The sequence below is a fragment of the Bacillus sp. UNC41MFS5 genome, from assembly GCF_000686805.1.
Map to the genome: position 1 here is coordinate 118,223 of NZ_JMLP01000015.1, position 17,374 is coordinate 135,596.

General features: G+C 38.0%; 12 protein-coding genes and 2 riboswitches. Of the genes, 3 read left to right on the top strand and 9 right to left on the bottom strand.

The genetic code is table 11. The features are described from left to right. Positions 1-209 precede the first annotated feature (209 nt). From metE to BR30_RS32875, 7 genes are all read right to left on the bottom strand, one after another. Positions 210-2,501 carry a 5-methyltetrahydropteroyltriglutamate--homocysteine S-methyltransferase gene (gene metE / locus BR30_RS0108525; RefSeq protein ID WP_026564664.1) on the bottom strand — a complete coding sequence of 764 codons (2,292 nt, stop codon included), beginning with the start codon at positions 2,499-2,501 and terminating at the stop codon, positions 210-212. A gap of 179 nt (positions 2,502-2,680) precedes the next feature. Next, a riboswitch (cobalamin riboswitch) is annotated at positions 2,681-2,862 on the bottom strand. A gap of 163 nt (positions 2,863-3,025) precedes the next feature. Further along, positions 3,026-3,667 (bottom strand): pyridoxamine 5'-phosphate oxidase family protein, encoded by a 642-nt coding sequence (locus BR30_RS0108530; RefSeq protein ID WP_026564665.1) that lies wholly within the window; start codon positions 3,665-3,667, stop codon positions 3,026-3,028. Positions 3,668-3,730: 63 nt separating this feature from the next. Continuing rightward, on the bottom strand, positions 3,731-5,113 hold the full coding sequence (locus BR30_RS0108535; RefSeq protein ID WP_026564666.1) for a M14 family zinc carboxypeptidase: 1,383 nt from the start codon (positions 5,111-5,113) through the stop codon (positions 3,731-3,733). Between the two features lie 211 nt (positions 5,114-5,324). Next, complete coding sequence (locus BR30_RS0108540; RefSeq protein ID WP_035445243.1) at positions 5,325-5,654, bottom strand: hypothetical protein; 330 nt, start codon at positions 5,652-5,654, stop codon at positions 5,325-5,327. A gap of 534 nt (positions 5,655-6,188) precedes the next feature. Beyond that, entirely contained in the window at positions 6,189-8,093 is a 1,905-nt protein-coding gene (locus BR30_RS0108545) for a beta-propeller fold lactonase family protein (RefSeq protein ID WP_231507655.1), read from the bottom strand. Between the two features lie 76 nt (positions 8,094-8,169). Then, positions 8,170-10,269: a hypothetical protein gene (locus tag BR30_RS0108550; RefSeq protein ID WP_026564669.1), complete on the bottom strand. Its 2,100-nt coding sequence runs from the start codon at positions 10,267-10,269 to the stop codon at positions 8,170-8,172. Positions 10,270-10,471: 202 nt separating this feature from the next. After that, positions 10,472-11,185 (bottom strand): hypothetical protein, encoded by a 714-nt coding sequence (locus tag BR30_RS32875; RefSeq protein ID WP_231507650.1) that lies wholly within the window; start codon positions 11,183-11,185, stop codon positions 10,472-10,474. A 413-nt stretch (positions 11,186-11,598) separates the two neighbouring features. Here BR30_RS32875 and BR30_RS0108560 point away from each other — a divergent pair, with 413 nt between their 5' ends. The 3 genes from BR30_RS0108560 (at position 11,599) to BR30_RS0108570 (ending at position 14,070) form a co-directional block, all read left to right on the top strand. After that, positions 11,599-12,273, top strand: coding sequence for a response regulator (locus BR30_RS0108560; RefSeq protein WP_026564670.1), 675 nt, complete (start codon positions 11,599-11,601; stop codon positions 12,271-12,273). 6 nt (positions 12,274-12,279) lie between these two features. Next, positions 12,280-13,677 (top strand): sensor histidine kinase, encoded by a 1,398-nt coding sequence (locus BR30_RS0108565; protein WP_026564671.1) that lies wholly within the window; start codon positions 12,280-12,282, stop codon positions 13,675-13,677. Positions 13,678-13,890: 213 nt separating this feature from the next. Further along, on the top strand, positions 13,891-14,070 hold the full coding sequence (locus BR30_RS0108570; protein WP_026564672.1) for a small acid-soluble spore protein H: 180 nt from the start codon (positions 13,891-13,893) through the stop codon (positions 14,068-14,070). Positions 14,071-14,488: 418 nt separating this feature from the next. Here the strand turns inward: BR30_RS0108570 and BR30_RS0108575 are convergent, their stop codons facing one another. Further along, positions 14,489-14,656: a hypothetical protein gene (locus BR30_RS0108575; protein ID WP_026564673.1), complete on the bottom strand. Its 168-nt coding sequence runs from the start codon at positions 14,654-14,656 to the stop codon at positions 14,489-14,491. 21 nt (positions 14,657-14,677) lie between these two features. Beyond that, a complete protein-coding gene (gene thiC, locus BR30_RS0108580; RefSeq protein WP_026564674.1) occupies positions 14,678-16,462 on the bottom strand; it encodes a phosphomethylpyrimidine synthase ThiC in 1,785 nt (594 codons plus the stop codon). 142 nt (positions 16,463-16,604) lie between these two features. Continuing rightward, positions 16,605-16,719, bottom strand: a riboswitch (TPP riboswitch). Between the last annotated feature and the right edge of the window lie 655 nt (positions 16,720-17,374).

Below are 17,374 nucleotides of genomic sequence, written 5' to 3' on the forward strand. Positions count from 1 at the left end.
CATCGTCCTCCTGCCTACTAGACGTATTGCCTAAAGAAAAGTTTACATTATATTTTAAAAAATAATTGAATTTATAAAAGAAGTGGCAAAAAGAAATACAATACGATAGCTTGATAGATCAACTCAACGCCTTGAAATAACATACCTAAACAAACAAAAGAGCCCTTCCAAAAATAGAAAGGGCTCTGAGTATTTTGTTAAGATTAGATTTAAACCGTTTGATGCTGCTGTTGGCGGAGTTTCTGGGCAGCAGTCACCATATTTTTAAGCGATGCAATGGTTTCTTCTTCATGACGTGTTTTTAAACCACAATCTGGATTCACCCAGAACTGTTCTTTTGGAATAACCTCTACACTATCTTTTAATATCGCACTGATTTCTTCTACATTGGGCACTCGTGGACTATGAATATCGTACACTCCTAAACCAATCCCAAGTTCGTATGGATCTTGTTTAAGAGATTGAATCAACTCTCCATGACTCCTAGACGTTTCAATGGAAATAACATCTGCATCAAGAGCACGAATAGGCTCAATAAAGTCATTAAACTCGCAATAGCACATATGGGTATGAATTTGTGTTTCATTTTTCACACTGGAAGTGGCTAATTTAAAGGCATTGACCGCCCATGCCAAATATTCCGCCCATTTTTCTTTACGTAATGGCAATCCTTCGCGTAATGCCGGTTCATCTACTTGAATAATGGCAATACCTGCATCTTCTAACGCTTGTATCTCTTCTCTCAGCGCTAAGGCGAGTTGGTTGGCTACTTGTTCACGTGAAATATCATCACGGACAAAAGACCAATTTAAGATGGTGACAGGACCCGTTAACATCCCTTTCACATACTTAGACGTTAATTGCTGGGCCACCTCTACCTCCTTCACAGTCATGGGAGCGACCCACTCGACATCACCATAAATAATTGGTGGTTTAACACAGCGTGAACCATAGGATACCACCCATGCTTTTTCTGTAAAGGCAAAACCTTCTAGTTTTTCTCCAAAATACTCAACCATATCCGTTCGCTCAAATTCACCATGAACGAAAACATCCAGTCCAATCTCTTCTTGAATTTGAATCCAACGAGCTGTTTCACCCTTCAAGAACGCTGCATATTCAGCGTCGGTGAGTTCCTTTTTCCGCCAGGCCGTACGAGTACGTTTTACTTGATCCGACTGAGGGAAACTGCCAATCGTTGTGGTTGGAAAATCTGGTAAATTCAGTGCCTCTTTCTGCAAAGGCTGGCGTTCGTTAAATGTCAATGGACGGGCAAAATGTTCAGGTTTTATTTGTAATTCAAGCCCCTCCACCCGTGCATTTTTCCTCGCCTCATCCTGTGCTAATGCTTGGGTTGCTTTCATACTTTGTGACACACTCTTATTTCCTGCCCATGCCTCGTCACCCACATAGGCTGTTAACTGTGTTAGCTCCACAATTTTCTCATCAGCAAATGATAGAGCATTTTTTAATGTGGCATCTAGACGTGTTTCTGCCTTCGTTGTCACAGGTACATGCTGTAAACTACATGAAGACTGAACCCAAGCTTCTTTTACACCGCTTAATAATAAAACAGCTTTTATATTGAATGCTTTTTCAGCCAAATTTGCCCGCCAAATATCCCGTCCATTTACAATGCCAATTCCTAATACTTTGTCTTGTGGGAAGCCGTGTTTTCGAAGTGAGGCCATATTCTCTTCGGAACCATGGATGAAATCAAGCCCAATCCCTGCAACCGGTAATTGGGATAGCTCTTCATACGCTGATAATCCTTCAAAATAGGTTTGTAACATGATACGGGCCGCTGGTACTTGTTCTGCTAACTGTTTGTAAATCTCTTGGATTAGTTTTACATCCTCCGCTGTTAGTGATAGGGCTAGTGCCGGTTCTTCCACTTGAATCCACTGTGCCCCTGCATTTACAAGTTGCTGCAATACTTGTGCATAGAGAGGTAGAAGTTTTAATATAAACAATGCTTTGGATTTTGCATCGTATCCTTTCGCTAATTTCACAAAAGTAAAGGGACCGATTAAGGTAGGCTTGGTAATTAGACCTAATTCCTGTTTGGCTTCTAGAAAATAATCTAATATGTAATTCTTCGTTAATCTTAATGACTGGCCTTCATACTCAGGGACGATGTAGTGATAATTAGTGTTAAACCACTTAGTCATTTCACAAGCCACAACATCGTTTGCCCCACGTGCCATTGCGTAATAGGTTGATAGATTTACTTCATCACCGGTCCATTTATAACGATTTGGAACCATTCCGAACATTGCCGCATGGTCTAGCATACGGTCATAAAAGGTAAAATCTCCAGCTGTCAGTAAATCCAAGCCTAATGATTGCTGGCGCTTCAAATTATTTAAGCGAATCGTTTTCATCTCTATACTAAATTGCTCCTCTGATATCGCTGTCTTCCAAAAAGATTCTACACACCGTTTCCACTCCCGGTTATCACCAATATACGGGTAACCAATCGCTGTACTTACTAAATTCATTTTTCATTCCTCCTTTTTATAGTTACAAAATTCCCAAATACAAAAAAGCCATCTCCACAAAATGGAAATGGCTCTACAATCAAGTTAAAGTTATGTTTAAAAGACATGCAAAAACATTGATGCTCATAACTCGCTTGTCGTACAAATGAATGTCACCACCTATTTCCACGTAGGTATTTGGTGTGTACTGGAATTTGGCAGGTCTCCTGGCTTATCATCATAGTTCCTCACACCTTCCCGTCGTATAGACAGTGGTATTTGTGATTCACTCCGATTTACAGTTGCGGGACAGCGACGGAATTACACCGTTCTTCCCTTTTAAGCCAAGCCTTAGCTTGGCACCAATTCTTACACGATATGGAATTTTCACTAACTATATCATATTTGTAATTTGAAGTACATAATTTTCTGAAAAAGAGATAATATGCTTCTTTTTAAAAAAGGCTAGATGCAATTCGGATAGTTTCCCATTCTGCATCTAGCCATACATTTTATATCAATTTAAGAAAACTCTATATCTTCCTTTAATAGAGCTCGGTCCTATAATCTTCTTGAAGTACTTTATCCAAATCCTTTTCTGACATATCGGGAATTTTGGTATGGTCTAAGAGGATTTTGGCTGCATTTGGCAGAGAATCCTTTTCACTCCATGTTTCTGGTTCCCAAAGACCTGAACGTTTCATCGCTTTTGCACAATGAATAAAGCATTCCTCCACTTCAATGCAGATTCCTACTAAAGGTTTCTTCCCATGATGTGTCATTCGTTCAAGGAGGATGTCATCTTTCACCAAATATGCTTTTCCATTCACTCTTAACGTCTCTCCTAATCCAGGAATTAGAAAAAGAAGACCTGCCCTTGGATTGGATAAAATATTACGCATTGTATCTATTCTTTTATTCCCTGGTCTTTCTGGAATAACGATATGCTTTTCATCAAGTACAAGTGCAAACCCAGGCATGTCTCCACGAGGAGAAACATCACAATATCCGGAAGCATCAGAAGTAGAAATGACTAGAAAAGGTGAACGTGAAATAAAATCCTTACAATGATCGTCTACATAGGAAATCACCTTTTTTCTAACTAGTTCACTAGGTTCCCCCATAATCGAACGTAGCTCATCCTCTGTTTCAATTTTATCTTTACATGTAAAATTAGGTACTGGCATTCCTACGCTCCCCCTCCTTATTCTGGGTATCTTTAGAGATCACGTAACAAGGTCCTCACTGATTTATCGATTTTCTCGTATGTAATTAGCCACTATTAGCCCACTCTCTACTTGAATACGCACAAGCTTTTGAATCGGAATCGCTGTATAATCAAGCTCACTTTCAAGGTTTTCACAATATTCTTTTAAGAATTGTTCACCTTTCTCGAAGGTTTCCATAAGTTTGCTCATAGCGATCTTATCATTATTTTTTTGCCGGCCAAGCTGCTCGATTTCATATTCACAAGTCCGAACTGTCAACCCTAAGTACAAGCCATTGTAAAACTTGGCAACTTGTAAATTATCAAAAATCTCTGCAATGGAAGCCATTTTTTCAAATTCAGGATTACTTTCAGCCCAATTGATCTTGGCTTCACTGCCTTCTCTAATATACTGAATCACTTCTTCTACAAATTTTACAAATGGATTCTGTTCACTAATATAAGGGCGAACTTCGATTAACAACTTATCTAAGTAAGTAAAATGAGCTTGTGATTGTTTTACACTCTGGAAAATGGCCTCTTTCCGAGTGATATCCCCCTCACTCAAATCCTCAATCCGCGAATCAAAGAAATAAGGGAGTTCAGTAAGAAGAGTCACACAGTCTGTTACACCCGATGCATAGTCTGAACTCGAAGTGCCGTTTTTTATATTTGGCTTCTCACCACTAAATTTTTCGATGAAATCATATGCTTCAGCAATAGTCATATTTTTAAAGATTGCCGGAGAAAATTTTGTAATGAAAGGCTCCTCTGGCTCGCCTAAGTTCAATGGAATGCCTTGTTTTAAAGCTGAATTCCTCAAACCTTCATACAGCTCCGGCAGATCATGTGTGATGTACCAATAAGCTCCCCCAAACCCTGCATTATGGAGTGAATACATAAACTCTGGCTTGATCTCTTGTATTAATGTCATTAAAGCTTGGGTTTCAGGTAGCGGATTATGAAAATGCAGTTCTTTGTAGTCAATCGGAAAAGTCCATTCCACTTGTTCATAGCCGATTGGCCGATAATAATTTTTCGTGTAGGTATAAACATTAAACGGTCCTTTGAACCAGTTTTCATTTAGACGAACACCATCTGGATCGATACATTTAATCATGTACCATGTAAAGCCTAATCCTTCTCGTAAATCTTCACTCTCAGCCAAAGCACGAGAAAAGTACTCTAGTGTCATGGCTCCAATCGGTTCATTAGGGTGAGGACAGGCAAAGCATAAAGCATTCTTTGGTCCATCCCCAATTTTCATGCATAGAATGGGATGTCCCTTTCGTGATTTTCCAATTTCAAAAACAGTAACGATATCAGGAAACTCAATAGCAAGCTTCCTGCAGCTGTCATCCATTTCATCAACCGTCAGAAAAGCTTTGTAATCAGGAACATTTGCAATAACAGATTGAAAATTCATGGAAACGTTTCCTCTCAGTAAAGTTTTGTGGAGATCTTTATTTATTTATAAGCTGTGCTACCAATAATTTTCTTTATATTATATCATTTTTATAATGCTAAAAATTTAGATAATTTCCGCAAAAAAACATCTACAATTTTATGTAGATGCCATAAATTTTACGTTTCATTTCAGAGCGCAATTAAAGAATATAGCAAACAGTTTTAAAACATTAGCCAAAATACACTTTTACTCTTCCTTCTATTTTTGCTGTTGTTAAACAATTTTGTATAAAATTCAAGATTTGTTTTTGGTCCCAAGGTAAGGAATCACTTTCTGACATGGACTCACCATTGTTAAAAAATTGCTTGTAGGCATTCACAGCCTTTTCTATTTGTTGTTTTGAGAAGGTAGAACTGCCGCCTGACCCACTAACTCCTGCATAGTACTTATTTGCATCAAGTAAATCATACAGTATGATAGCATTATAATTCCCCATGCTAAAACGAGCATAAGCAATTTCTTGCCCTGCTTTATTGTATCCTGATATATCGTGACCCATTAAATTATTCTCCTTCAGATAAAATTTACGAACCAGAAATCATAGTCTAGGAAACTTTTAAATGATAATAAGTTTTCAAAACAGACCCATCCCTTTAGGTCTACTTTTATAAAAAAATTTATCCGAAAAAAATATGAAAAAAATGAATGTTAAAGCAGAAAAAAGTGTGGATTCAATAAGGTGGTTATTAGAAAACGTTTGCAAATATACTAGTTGGATTTATTCTTCGAGGTTTAAAAAAAATCATTATTGGATGGGGAAAATGATAGAGGACAGAAATGCCCAAATATGAAAAAGTAATTATTTTTTTCATGCTTCCATTTTGCTACCTCCTACAGATAAAATAATATCACATTAGAATTCTCCTAAATTTAGTCTTTTCAAAAGCTTTTCTACAATTATGTGAACAAATTTTTCAATCATTAAACAGTTGCTATACTTCCTAGAGAGACAAGACAATTTAGAGGAAATTGAACATCAAAAAAAACGGCACTCCATTAATTGAGTACCGTTTCCTAACACGGCAGGTTTCGCCTATTCAATTGATTTAATATATTCGGCAATGGCATTCACTTCCCATGTTGATAACATCGGAATGCTGTTATTTCTATGACGCTCAATTGCAGATTCTATGGTCTTTGCGCTGCCATCATGAAAATACGGTGCAGTTGCCCATACACCCCTTAAAGTTGGAGTATCAAACTTTTTGCCGTCACGCGGGTTCTGATATTGACCGCGTGCATCTCCTTTTGAAGGCACGTCGAGTTTGCTACCTGTTCCGATGTCATGGAGAAAGTTCGTGTTTCGTTCCGTCAGCTCCCCTTCTTCATTCAAAGCCTTGCTGCTGTCTGTAAAGAACTCACCTCCATGGCAGCTGAGACAGTTTCCTTTTCCGTTGAACAACCGCTCTCCTTCTTTGGCTGTATGTGTTAAACTGCCATCTTTTTTTCGATAAGGACTTTGAGGGGGAGGATACGAGTTTGGATCTTGCAAAAATGCTAGGAGTGCATCATACATGTGCTGTACATCTTCTGGGATCGGTTTGGCAGGATCAAGTTCCATCATGCCTCCCATTTCGCCTTGAACAGTAAGAATGTAATCTGCAAACTCATTGCGTGACCCGTCCCACAAAAACAGCCCTGTTTCCGTCGTCACCACGTTGCTTGGAATATTACGTGGACCTTTTGCCGTCGTTAACGTTAAGCGATTCATGTCCCCATCGGCATGACATGAGGCACAGCTCATCCAGTTGTTCCCCGTTATGCTTGTGGCGAATTCATCACTGTTGGCACTGTAAAATATTGTTTTACCTTCTCGCACCTCTTTTGACAGTGAGTCTTTTTTAATCAGTTTTACAGGTTCCCCTGACATAGATGCCCGTGCATAAGGGCTGTCTCCCCCTGTTTGAATCGTCGCTAAATCATGACTCATCGCATTATGGATATAAAGTGTCTTTCCATCATTTGAAATGGCAATCCCCCGTGGGTTATCTCCTTTAATGCGTCGCAAAATTTGGGTCGCATTTCCGCCACGTGTTAAATCAAAAACGACAAGGTCTTCGCTGCCCGACATCACCACATAGGCTTTACTGCCATCCGGCTGAAAGGCTACATCAAATGGGTTCGCTACGATGATGGTTTCATTTTTCACATCCCGTATATTCATTTCGTCAAAGAGCTCTTTTCGTTCATCTACGATTTCTTCGTCCTTTTCTAAATCGATAACGGACACCGCAGGAAAAATCGTCTCTTGAAAATGAATTGGGGTATCGATATTCGTTAACAAGTGTGGAACAAAAGCCTTTTTCCCGTCAGGCGATATCACAAACTGCTCAAACGTATTCGGAATCCCCTGGCTTTTCTTACGGTTAGTCTGATCCGGTGAATTAGCTAAGGTAATAGTCTTTGTCACTTTGTCTTCCCCTGTGTCGATGACAGAAATATTGCCATCTAAATAATGAGGAACATATAGCTTTTTCCCATCCTTTGTCATGGCAACCGTTCGAGGACGGTCGCCAATTTTTAATTCCTTCTTTACTTCCCTCTCATTTGTATCAATGATTGATAGGGTACCAGACTGATAATTTGCTACATAAAGTGTATCACCGTTTGGGCTTGTGACAAGCCCAAACGGTTGAATGCCAACCTCAATGGAGTCTATCACTTTTCTCTTTTTTGTTGAAATGACGTCTACTTGGTTGTCAAATAAACACGATACATAAACGTATTGGCCATCAGGACTTAATGTTAGTTGCTGAGGCTCTTTTCCGACCGAAACTTCCGCTTGTATTTTTTTCGATTTTGCATCCAGAATCGATACGGTGTCCACATCTATATTGGCAACAAATAGTGTGTCACCTTTGTCATTTAGCACCATATTATCACTGTGAACAGCTTGGTCACGTATTACCTCTTTGGTCGTGACCGTTTGATCCTGCATACAGCTCACAGCGATAATGGTCGTTACAGATAAAATTGTCAATTGCAAAAGTCGCTTCCACATAATGTTTCCTTCTTTACCGTTTCTTCACTTCTACATTCACTAAAACAGGTGCAATCCCAAATTTCCCGTGTCCTGCCTGCACTTGTGGAACATTGTCTTTGTCGGTGTTCCCAAGCTTTTTACCGTCAATATAAGCATCTCCTGTATCCCAGAACTCGCTTGCTTGCATTCCTTCTTGTAACGACGGACCGTCAATAACCGTATCGTAAAATGCAACATAGCGGGAGATAATCGTTTCACGGTCCAGAGCTGACAATGCATCTTGATCTCCGTCCGTATTGTATAAGTTATTTAAGGCAACGCGGTAAACAGCTGATAAAGCCCCTGCTGTCATGGGGTTATATTTCATTTCATCTTTACTTGTGTAAAATAAATTTGTTACTTTATCGAGCATTTTCTCATCCATCGCTTGGTATAATTCACGGGCTGCATCGCGATACTTCGTTTCTTTCGTTGCTAAGAATGCTCCAGTCAAGCCTCTAATCGCTCCTAGTTGTGCATCTAAAGTTGGCTCTGTATCATCCTGGCCTTTTCCGATCGTATAGCCGTTTGCAACTAGGCCATCTTCACGTTTTAACTCATTGATGATAAAGTCGGCTTGCTTTTTAATCATTTCCAGAGCACGCTTTCCTTCTCCTGTCTCTAATCCTTTTGCATCCTCACCATTGGCGTATCCGACAGGAAGACCGTCAATCGCGCGTTGGAACATTCTCAGTGCCTCTGTCGTGTATCCGGCCTGGAATGTATCTACATGCGCTCCCTGTCTCTTTCCGTCATGTTGATCGATAAAAGCTCCAGCTTCATTGTTAAAGTGCATGGCATCGATATTTTTAAAGACTTGCAACAACACATCGCGGTTGATGGAATAAGGATCAGATGCCTTTACATCGTTGGCAGCAGAACCATCTACATTTTCCTTAGCTGCACTCGGAAACGGTTTACCGTCAAATGCGGCTAAAAACGCCGGGTTTTGCGCTTTGTTTTCCGGGCGCTGATCTGTCATGCCGTAAAATTCGGATGCCGGCCACAGCATCAGCCATTGATCTTGCAGAATGCTGCGTGCATCTTTTACTGTCAATTGTTTGGCGTTTGGCATCTCATCATTGCCGTCTTCCACGACTTCGACTTGGTGCGGCAAATAAACAAAGCCATTAGCCGGATTATATTTGCTTCCAGTCCCAGCCGTCAGCTGCTTTTTAGCTGTATCATAAAATAATCCGTCGCGAATGTAGGCCAGCTTGTTCCAAATTTGTTCCGTCAGAATGGCTCCCTGCATCCCATCAGCTGAACTAACCCCTAACGCGATGTTTGCGTCATCATCATCTTTTGGTGATGTCGCTTCAAGTTCTTCATCGCTGTCTACTTTATGTAAGCCTCCCATAAAGTCTCCAGCCCAAAGAGCTTGCTTCAAGAAGGTTGCTCCATATGCTGACGGATTTAACGTTTTGTCCATCTTTGCCCGACCCCAGCGCAACGTTTCAAAATTGACCTGATAACTTGGGACATAGGAATCATCGTCATTTTCTGCATAAACATTTGTATCCACTTTTTGTATGTAGTGCGGGTCACCAGAGGAATATTCAATTAATGTTGGAAACATATTCCTAAACAGTTCATCTTTTGGATAACCGACACTGTCTGCCAGATCATAAAAACGTTCACCTAGCATAGTCGGTGCATCTTTTCCTGTTTTCTTTGCTAATTCTGCAACTGCCGGGCCGTGGACTAAATGTAAGCCCATACCGGACTTCTCCGTCACTTCATACATCGCTTCCTCTGAATATTCATATGATTCTACACCCGCTGTGTAGTCAAATTTGGAAGGCTGATCAAGCTTTCTTACATCAAGAACATCTAAATCTAAGCCGAGGCCTTCTACTAATGGCTCTCCGGAGAGTTCAAATTCTGCATAAGCAAACATATTCGCGGCTGTATCAAACGTATAATCTGTCACTGGAACAGATACGCTGCTTTTTTTTGTATTTGTTACCGTTTTCATATCTGCTTTTGTATCTTCCTTGGCGGTTGATTTCTCGTTTGAGCAGGCACTTATTAATAAAAGTGATGAAGCCAATGCAACTGTTGTCATCACTTTCCATGGTTGTTTTTTCATTATCGTTCCTCTCACCCTTCATTTATGCCTCTATATTTACAATTTATTATTATTTCTATATCTTATTTTAAATGAGAATAAATATCATTATCAATAAAAATTTGATTCATTTATGCAATTAAGTCCTTTATCCTATACATAACTCCCCTCTAACATGTTTAAAGGGTTGTAAAAATGATGTTATGCTTAATAAATTAATGATTTACATGCTTTTCTTTTTAACATGACTATTTTCACTAAAGTAAGTTTCTTGAATATAAGTGATAAATTGTTCGATCCGCTCATTTTGGGACACCTGGGCTTTTTCAACAGAACTTGCAATCTCGTTCATACTGTCTTGCATGAGTTTTTTAAGATCGTCTTGAGGATACATTTCTTTAAATTTAGGAATCGTTAAATCTCTGGATTTATTAATAGTAAAGTTCAATAACTGATCTAACTTGAAATATTTATCCAAGCTTAAACGATACATTTGTCTTCCACTAAGTAACAATCCAAATGCGCTAGTATAAAGGGTAAGGCTCATTATATTGATGTTTCCTGAAAGAAGAAAGTTAATATGCATAAAGAGACACGTCAGAATAGATGGAAGTGTCATAAACCCTGCGATAAGAAACAAACCAACCATCACCTGAACGATGGGAATGGTATAATTTAAAGCCATCACTTGGTTAAGTGCTGCCTCTTCTATAAAAAATTTATAAAAATCTGGTACATTCGGTTTATCTAATGTATTCATCAGATAATCACTTAGAAATACTCCTGGTTGAGTAAACCATGAATGTCCTGAAGAACCCCCTTCACCTAAAATCTTCGTTACTCCTGCTGAAAGCCAGCCTATTCCAAATAGAATGCGCATTAAAACAACTAAATGATGAAAAAAGTGTTTTCCTGAATTATTTTGATTTTGCATCATAAGCCCCCTCCAAAATATTTACTGATCGAAGCTAAAATGAAAATGATAATCATTATCATTTTTTGACCATTGGCGATATATTATAAGAAAATTCTTAAAAACTATTTAAAATAAAATTAAAAAAATTTAATATTTTACTCTATTTTAATGTTGAACTTACCTTATGAATGTTAAGTTAATATGGATATTATCAATTAAGTGTTTAAAGGTAGCTATCAGTTTTGATAATAAATCTCAATGAGGAAACTATCATGTTGCTTAATGAAGAGGAGTTGTTTTAGCTGAATCCCCAATGGAAACTATTACCTGATTGACCAAAAAAGAGTGATAATTTAAGATATTATTATAAAATAATTGATAATGATTATCACTATCGACATATAAAATGAGTGAATTTGATAGGGGAAATGGACATGAGGTTGTTATTGGTTGAAGACGAGTCAAAGGTAGCCCGTTTTATATCGCAAGGATTAAGAGAACACCAATATGTTGTAGATGTGGCGAACGATGGTGAAATGGCTTCTGAACTCGCCTTTGCAGAAGAATATGATCTTATGATTGTCGACCTTATGATTCCGAAGAAAAATGGAATGCGATTGATTAAGGAGCTACGGTTGAATGGAAAAAATATTCCTATTCTCATTCTCAGTGCTAAAGATTCCGTGGCAGATAAAGTAGATGGACTCGATTTAGGAGCGGACGATTATATGACAAAGCCGTTTGCTTTTACGGAGTTATTAGCACGTATACGGTGTCTATTAAGACGAGACCAAGAAAAGGCATCACCTCTTTTACAAGTAGCGGATCTGAGGTTGAATCCTTCTACGAGAGAGGTGACTCGAGGGGGGCTCCATATATTCCTTTCAAATAAGGAATATGCTATTTTGGAATTTATGATGAGAAATGCCGGTAAGATTTTATCTAGAACGTTAATTCTAGAACGCGTTTGGACGGATGCTTATAACATAGGAACGAATGTAGTTGATGTTTATATCAATCACTTAAGAAATAAAATCGATAAAAACTTTGATTTAAAACTAATACAAACGGTTTATAGTATTGGTTATAAAATCAAAAGTGAAGAATAAACCATCATGAGGTTTTTAAAAAGTATCGTATGGAGAATTACGATTTGGCATTCGATTATGTTTATATTCATTTTATTCCTATTTAGCGGATTCTTATATTTTACATTTTCTGAAATGGTAACCAAAGAAGTCGATTCGATCCTAACCCGAGAACTTGGTTTGATTGCCTATTGTTTGGAGGAAGGGGACTCGTATTCTAAAATCGAACAACACATCAGCCGATTGCGAAGTTTTGAAAGCGTAAATCAAGAAGAGATCTATTGGATCATTGAAACTGATCGAGGGCAAATCATTGCAGAATCTCGAAATTTGTACGGTCAACTCATCTACGATTCAGAAACTTTAAAGAAGATGGACGACAATACCTTCAGCTGGGATCCCGAGCTAAATGGGATACCGCTTCGAGCGATGTCCATGCAACTGATATCACAAAATAAATTGACATACAGAATTACGGTTGCTACAAACGACACGATACGGCATTTCGCCATTGATCAGTTGCGGAACATTATTATCATCTCTAATTTTGTATTCCTAGGAATATCAATCGTGTTGGGATGGTTGATTTCGAAAAAAACTCTGAAGCCGATTCATCAAATTATCAGTACGACAAATACCATTACTGCAACCAGTTTACACGAACGGCTGCCTATTGAAGGGCCGGAAGATGAATTGTATAGTTTATCAAAAACTCTCAATCATATGATTGACAGACTAGAAAGCTCTTTCACTCAAATTCAGCAGTTTACTTCCGATGTTTCTCATGAACTTCGTACTTCCTTAACAATTATGCGAGGAGAATTGGATGTTGCTTTAAATAGAAATAGATCTGAAGAGGAATATAAAGACGTCCTGCATGCTGTTTTGGAAGAGGTCATCTATTTATCTGATATGGTAGAAAAATTCTTATATTTATCGAGAAATACCTCTAATTCAAATCTGATAGAGCGAAAAACTGTTGACGGAGTGCTCTTATTCCAAAATGTTAGGAATCATTTACTATCATTGGAAATGAAAAAACAGATTGAATTACATATTCAAATACCCGATCCATTCATTTTATTCGGGGATGAAGATCTCTTACGAAGATTATTTATTAACTTGATTGAAAATGCGCTTAAGTACACTCCAGAAGGTGGCACAGTGGCAATCAAGGCAAACAGGACGGAAAAATTCATTTATATTAATGTAATTGATAATGGGATCGGGATTTCAGAGGAACACTTGCCTTTTATTTTTCAGCGATTTTATCGCGCGGACGATTCCAGATCAAGAAGTCAAGGAGGAACCGGGCTTGGATTGTCTTTATGTAAATGGATTGTAGATGTTCATGAAGGAACGATGGAGGTTCGTAGTGTGCCGGATGAAGGGACGAGTATAACTGTAAAGTTGCCTGTTTATTAATGAATATTGAAAGAGGTTCTAGTACAAAAACGAAATGGAAACAACATACCAAAAGGTGCTTCAGTAATTGCATGCGATATTAATGAGCATTCCTTAAATGATTTAAAATTTTATCCGAAGAAGAGACAATGGTGCATTTTGCCGATAATAAACGTATAACAAGTAGTTCAGAGGAAATACTTAAAATGCTTATTACGGAAAGGAGGTCGTGACATGGACGTACAACGAGCACAAGAAATTACTAATTCACCGACTATGGCTAATGTAACGTATAACGGAACACGGATCTATATTGAGCATGTAGATCAACAAAACGGAACAACTACAATCCATCCTCTCGATGAACCAAATAATAAACAAAGTGTTTCTGCATCAAGCCTGGTAGAACATTGATTAGGTAAATCTTCTCCGAGTGAAAGCATAGTTTCTATGAAAACATCACTTCAGAGTGGTGTTTTCTAGTTCGCGAAGACTGTTTATCGCTTTCTCACCGAACTAGTTCTATTAATTTAAGGAGAAAATCACCAATACTATTTAACAGAGCCTTCTAAAAAACATTCTGTATGATAAACCTCATCATATTCACAATAGTCATAGTCATGCCCTGTTTCTCGAATGTGATATTAAAATCCTAATAATTGCGTATTACCTTCTCCTACATTTGTAATAATAAAAAGTGATTAATAGTTTTTACTATGGAATTTTATAGAGAAAAATAAAAAACCTTACCCGATTATTAATTAAGGTAAGGTTCATGGCTATCTTTTTATTACCCTCTTGTTGAGAGTGTTTTTTTTTTCGAGTTTTTTGTTTAATAATATAATACGTTTACCTTATAACACTTCAAACATTTTTCATAATATTGATCGCCATCAAAACGATGATCACAATTTTGCTGAATCCCCTTTAAACGCTCCTCTAAAAAAGCAAGGCTAGTTTTCATTTGGGTAATTTCCTCTTTAATCTTTTGAACATTCATCCGTATAACCTCCCAAGAAAGTTACTGATATATGCTGCCCCCAGATACCTTAAACTCTTTAGCTTTTTCCTTCATACCTGTTTCTATAGCTTCCTTCGTATCAAGTTTATTTTCTTTCGCATAATTACGAATATCTTGAGAGATTCTCATGCTACAAAATTTTGGTCCACACATTGAACAGAAATGAGCTGTTTTTGCACCTTCCGCAGGTAAAGTTTCATCATGATATTCTATCGCTCGTTCAGGATCTAAAGATAAATTAAACTGATCTCTCCAACGGAATTCAAAACGAGCTTTTGATAAGGCATCATCTCTTTTTTGTGCTCCTGGATGTCCTTTTGCCAAATCAGCAGCATGGGCGGCAATTTTATATGTAATAACCCCTACACGAACATCCTCTCTATTCGGTAATCCTAAATGTTCTTTAGGCGTTACATAACAAAGCATAGCTGTACCATACCAACCAATCATGGCAGCCCCAATAGCAGATGTAATGTGATCATAACCAGGTGCTATATCAGTTGTAAGAGGTCCAAGTGTGTAGAATGGTGCTTCCTGACACACTTCTAGTTGTTTATCCATATTTTCTTTAATTAGGTGCATTGGTACGTGACCAGGTCCTTCAATCATCACCTGTACATCATGTTCCCAAGCAATTTTTGTTAACTCTCCAAGAGTCTCTAATTCTGCAAACTGCGCTTCATCATTCGCATCTGCAATAGACCCAGGACGTAAACCATCCCCTAAAGAGAATGCAACATCATAAGATTTCATTATTTCGCAGATTTCTTCAAAGTGAGTATATAAAAAGCTTTCTTTATGGTGGTGTAAACACCATTGTGCCATGATTGAACCACCGCGGGATACAATACCTGTTAACCGTTTTGCCGTTAGTGGAACATATCGTAAAAGAACACCAGCATGAATTGTGAAGTAATCAACACCTTGCTCCGCTTGTTCAATCAAGGTATCACGGTAAACCTCCCATGTAAGATCTTCAGCAACACCATTTACTTTTTCAAGTGCTTGATAAATGGGGACGGTGCCGACAGGAACGGCTGAGTTTCGAATAATCCATTCTCTTGTTTTATGAATGTTTTTACCTGTTGATAGATCCATAATATTATCAGCACCCCAGCGTGTCGCCCATGTCATTTTTTCAACCTCTTGTTCGATGGATGATGAAACAGCAGAGTTACCGATATTCGCGTTAATTTTAACATGAAAATTACGTCCTATTATCATAGGTTCTGACTCTGGATGATTGATATTAGAAGGAATAATCGCTCGACCTTTTGCAACTTCATCACGCACAAATTCAGGTTTCATATTTTCCCTTATTGCGATGAACTCCATTTCAGGAGTAATAATTCCCTTTTTTGCATAATGAAGCTGTGTAACATTTTTTCCTTTTTTTGCACGTAATGGTTTGCGCTTCAAACCCGGAAACACGTTATGATTGGCACGAGGATCTTTTTCATCCTTATACCCATTATCTACAGGCTTAATTTCTCGACCTTCATATTCTTCAACATCTGCTCGTTCATGAATCCATGTGCTTCGAATGGCAGGAAGACCTTTTGAAATATCAACAGAATAATTTAGATCCGTATAAGGACCGCTTGTATCATACACGCGTACAGGAAGGTTTTCCTCTTCACCAAACGTACCAGTAGTAGGGCTTAACTCAATTTCACGCATTGGTACTTTAATGTCGGATCTCGAACCTGTTACATATACTTTTTTACTTCCTGGAAAACTAGACATGATGGAAATATTTTGTTCGTTTAATGAAGTCGTTGACATAATAAATCTCTCCTTTTTTTGAATATAAAGGACGAGATACAGAACATAACAAGTGAATAAGCGTATAAAAGTACATCAAAAAGCCGGGACCATAAATGGTTGGACCCGGCTAAAATGTATGCAGAAGTATAGTTGCATTGAAGATTGTCTATTCTAACTTCCCCACGCTGGTATGATCCAGATCAGGTCCCAAGAGTCAAGAAACTTCATCGTGTTTCTTTCTCAGTCCAACTTATTGGACACCCCTAGTTATTTATATTCAATTAAGCTACATTATATATGAGTATCGGTTAAAATGAAATACATATTATTATTTAAAGTACTATAGTCGTGTTTAGATATTATGTTTAGGATGAAGAGAGAAGGGAATATTATATTAAACAAATCAACAACTATAGCTATTTAATATAGAAAAGTAGAATTCCGCTTCCTAATATACTTCAATACCTTAGCATTTCTTAGCAGGCAGCTGGCGTTACTTCGGCTGCATTTCCTTCGGCTTCATATCCAGCTTTCAAATAAATGGCTGTGACATTTCCAGATTCAATATAAAAATCGGCAAAACTTCTTTACTTAATATTTAAATTTGTCAATCAAACCACCACCAGTTTCATAAAATAAATACCAAAGCCCTTTCCCGGTAGGGAAAGGAACATGTGGTGAAGCTCTAATCCAAAAAGCCCCTACATTATCATAAGTTAGGAGCTTTTTTAATTTAACATCGTTTAGTGTTTATACTCATTTTGCAGTAGCCTCTTATTTAAGAGAGACTTTTTTACACACGGCTACATTAATTTATTCTACTTTCAATACAAGTAGTGAACAGCACTCCACATGTCCAGAGTGTATGTGGCAACACATGGGGTGCTGGTGAGTTTTACAGGAATATGTTCCTATTTGGTTAATTCCCAT

Coding starts and splice junctions, on each gene's coding strand:
- BR30_RS0108550 (WP_026564669.1), bottom strand. CDS start 10,269: ATGAAAAAACAACCATGGAAAGTGATGACAACAGTTGCATTGGCTTCA.
- BR30_RS0108530 (WP_026564665.1), bottom strand. CDS start 3,667: ATGCCAGTACCTAATTTTACATGTAAAGATAAAATTGAAACAGAGGAT.
- metE (WP_026564664.1), bottom strand. CDS start 2,501: ATGAATTTAGTAAGTACAGCGATTGGTTACCCGTATATTGGTGATAAC.
- BR30_RS0108565 (WP_026564671.1), top strand. CDS start 12,280: ATGAGGTTTTTAAAAAGTATCGTATGGAGAATTACGATTTGGCATTCG.
- BR30_RS32875 (WP_231507650.1), bottom strand. CDS start 11,185: ATGATGCAAAATCAAAATAATTCAGGAAAACACTTTTTTCATCATTTA.
- BR30_RS0108570 (WP_026564672.1), top strand. CDS start 13,891: ATGGACGTACAACGAGCACAAGAAATTACTAATTCACCGACTATGGCT.
- BR30_RS0108575 (WP_026564673.1), bottom strand. CDS start 14,656: ATGAATGTTCAAAAGATTAAAGAGGAAATTACCCAAATGAAAACTAGC.
- thiC (WP_026564674.1), bottom strand. CDS start 16,462: ATGTCAACGACTTCATTAAACGAACAAAATATTTCCATCATGTCTAGT.
- BR30_RS0108560 (WP_026564670.1), top strand. CDS start 11,599: ATGAGGTTGTTATTGGTTGAAGACGAGTCAAAGGTAGCCCGTTTTATA.
- BR30_RS0108540 (WP_035445243.1), bottom strand. CDS start 5,654: ATGGGTCACGATATATCAGGATACAATAAAGCAGGGCAAGAAATTGCT.
- BR30_RS0108535 (WP_026564666.1), bottom strand. CDS start 5,113: ATGAATTTTCAATCTGTTATTGCAAATGTTCCTGATTACAAAGCTTTT.
- BR30_RS0108545 (WP_231507655.1), bottom strand. CDS start 8,093: ATGCAGGATCAAACGGTCACGACCAAAGAGGTAATACGTGACCAAGCT.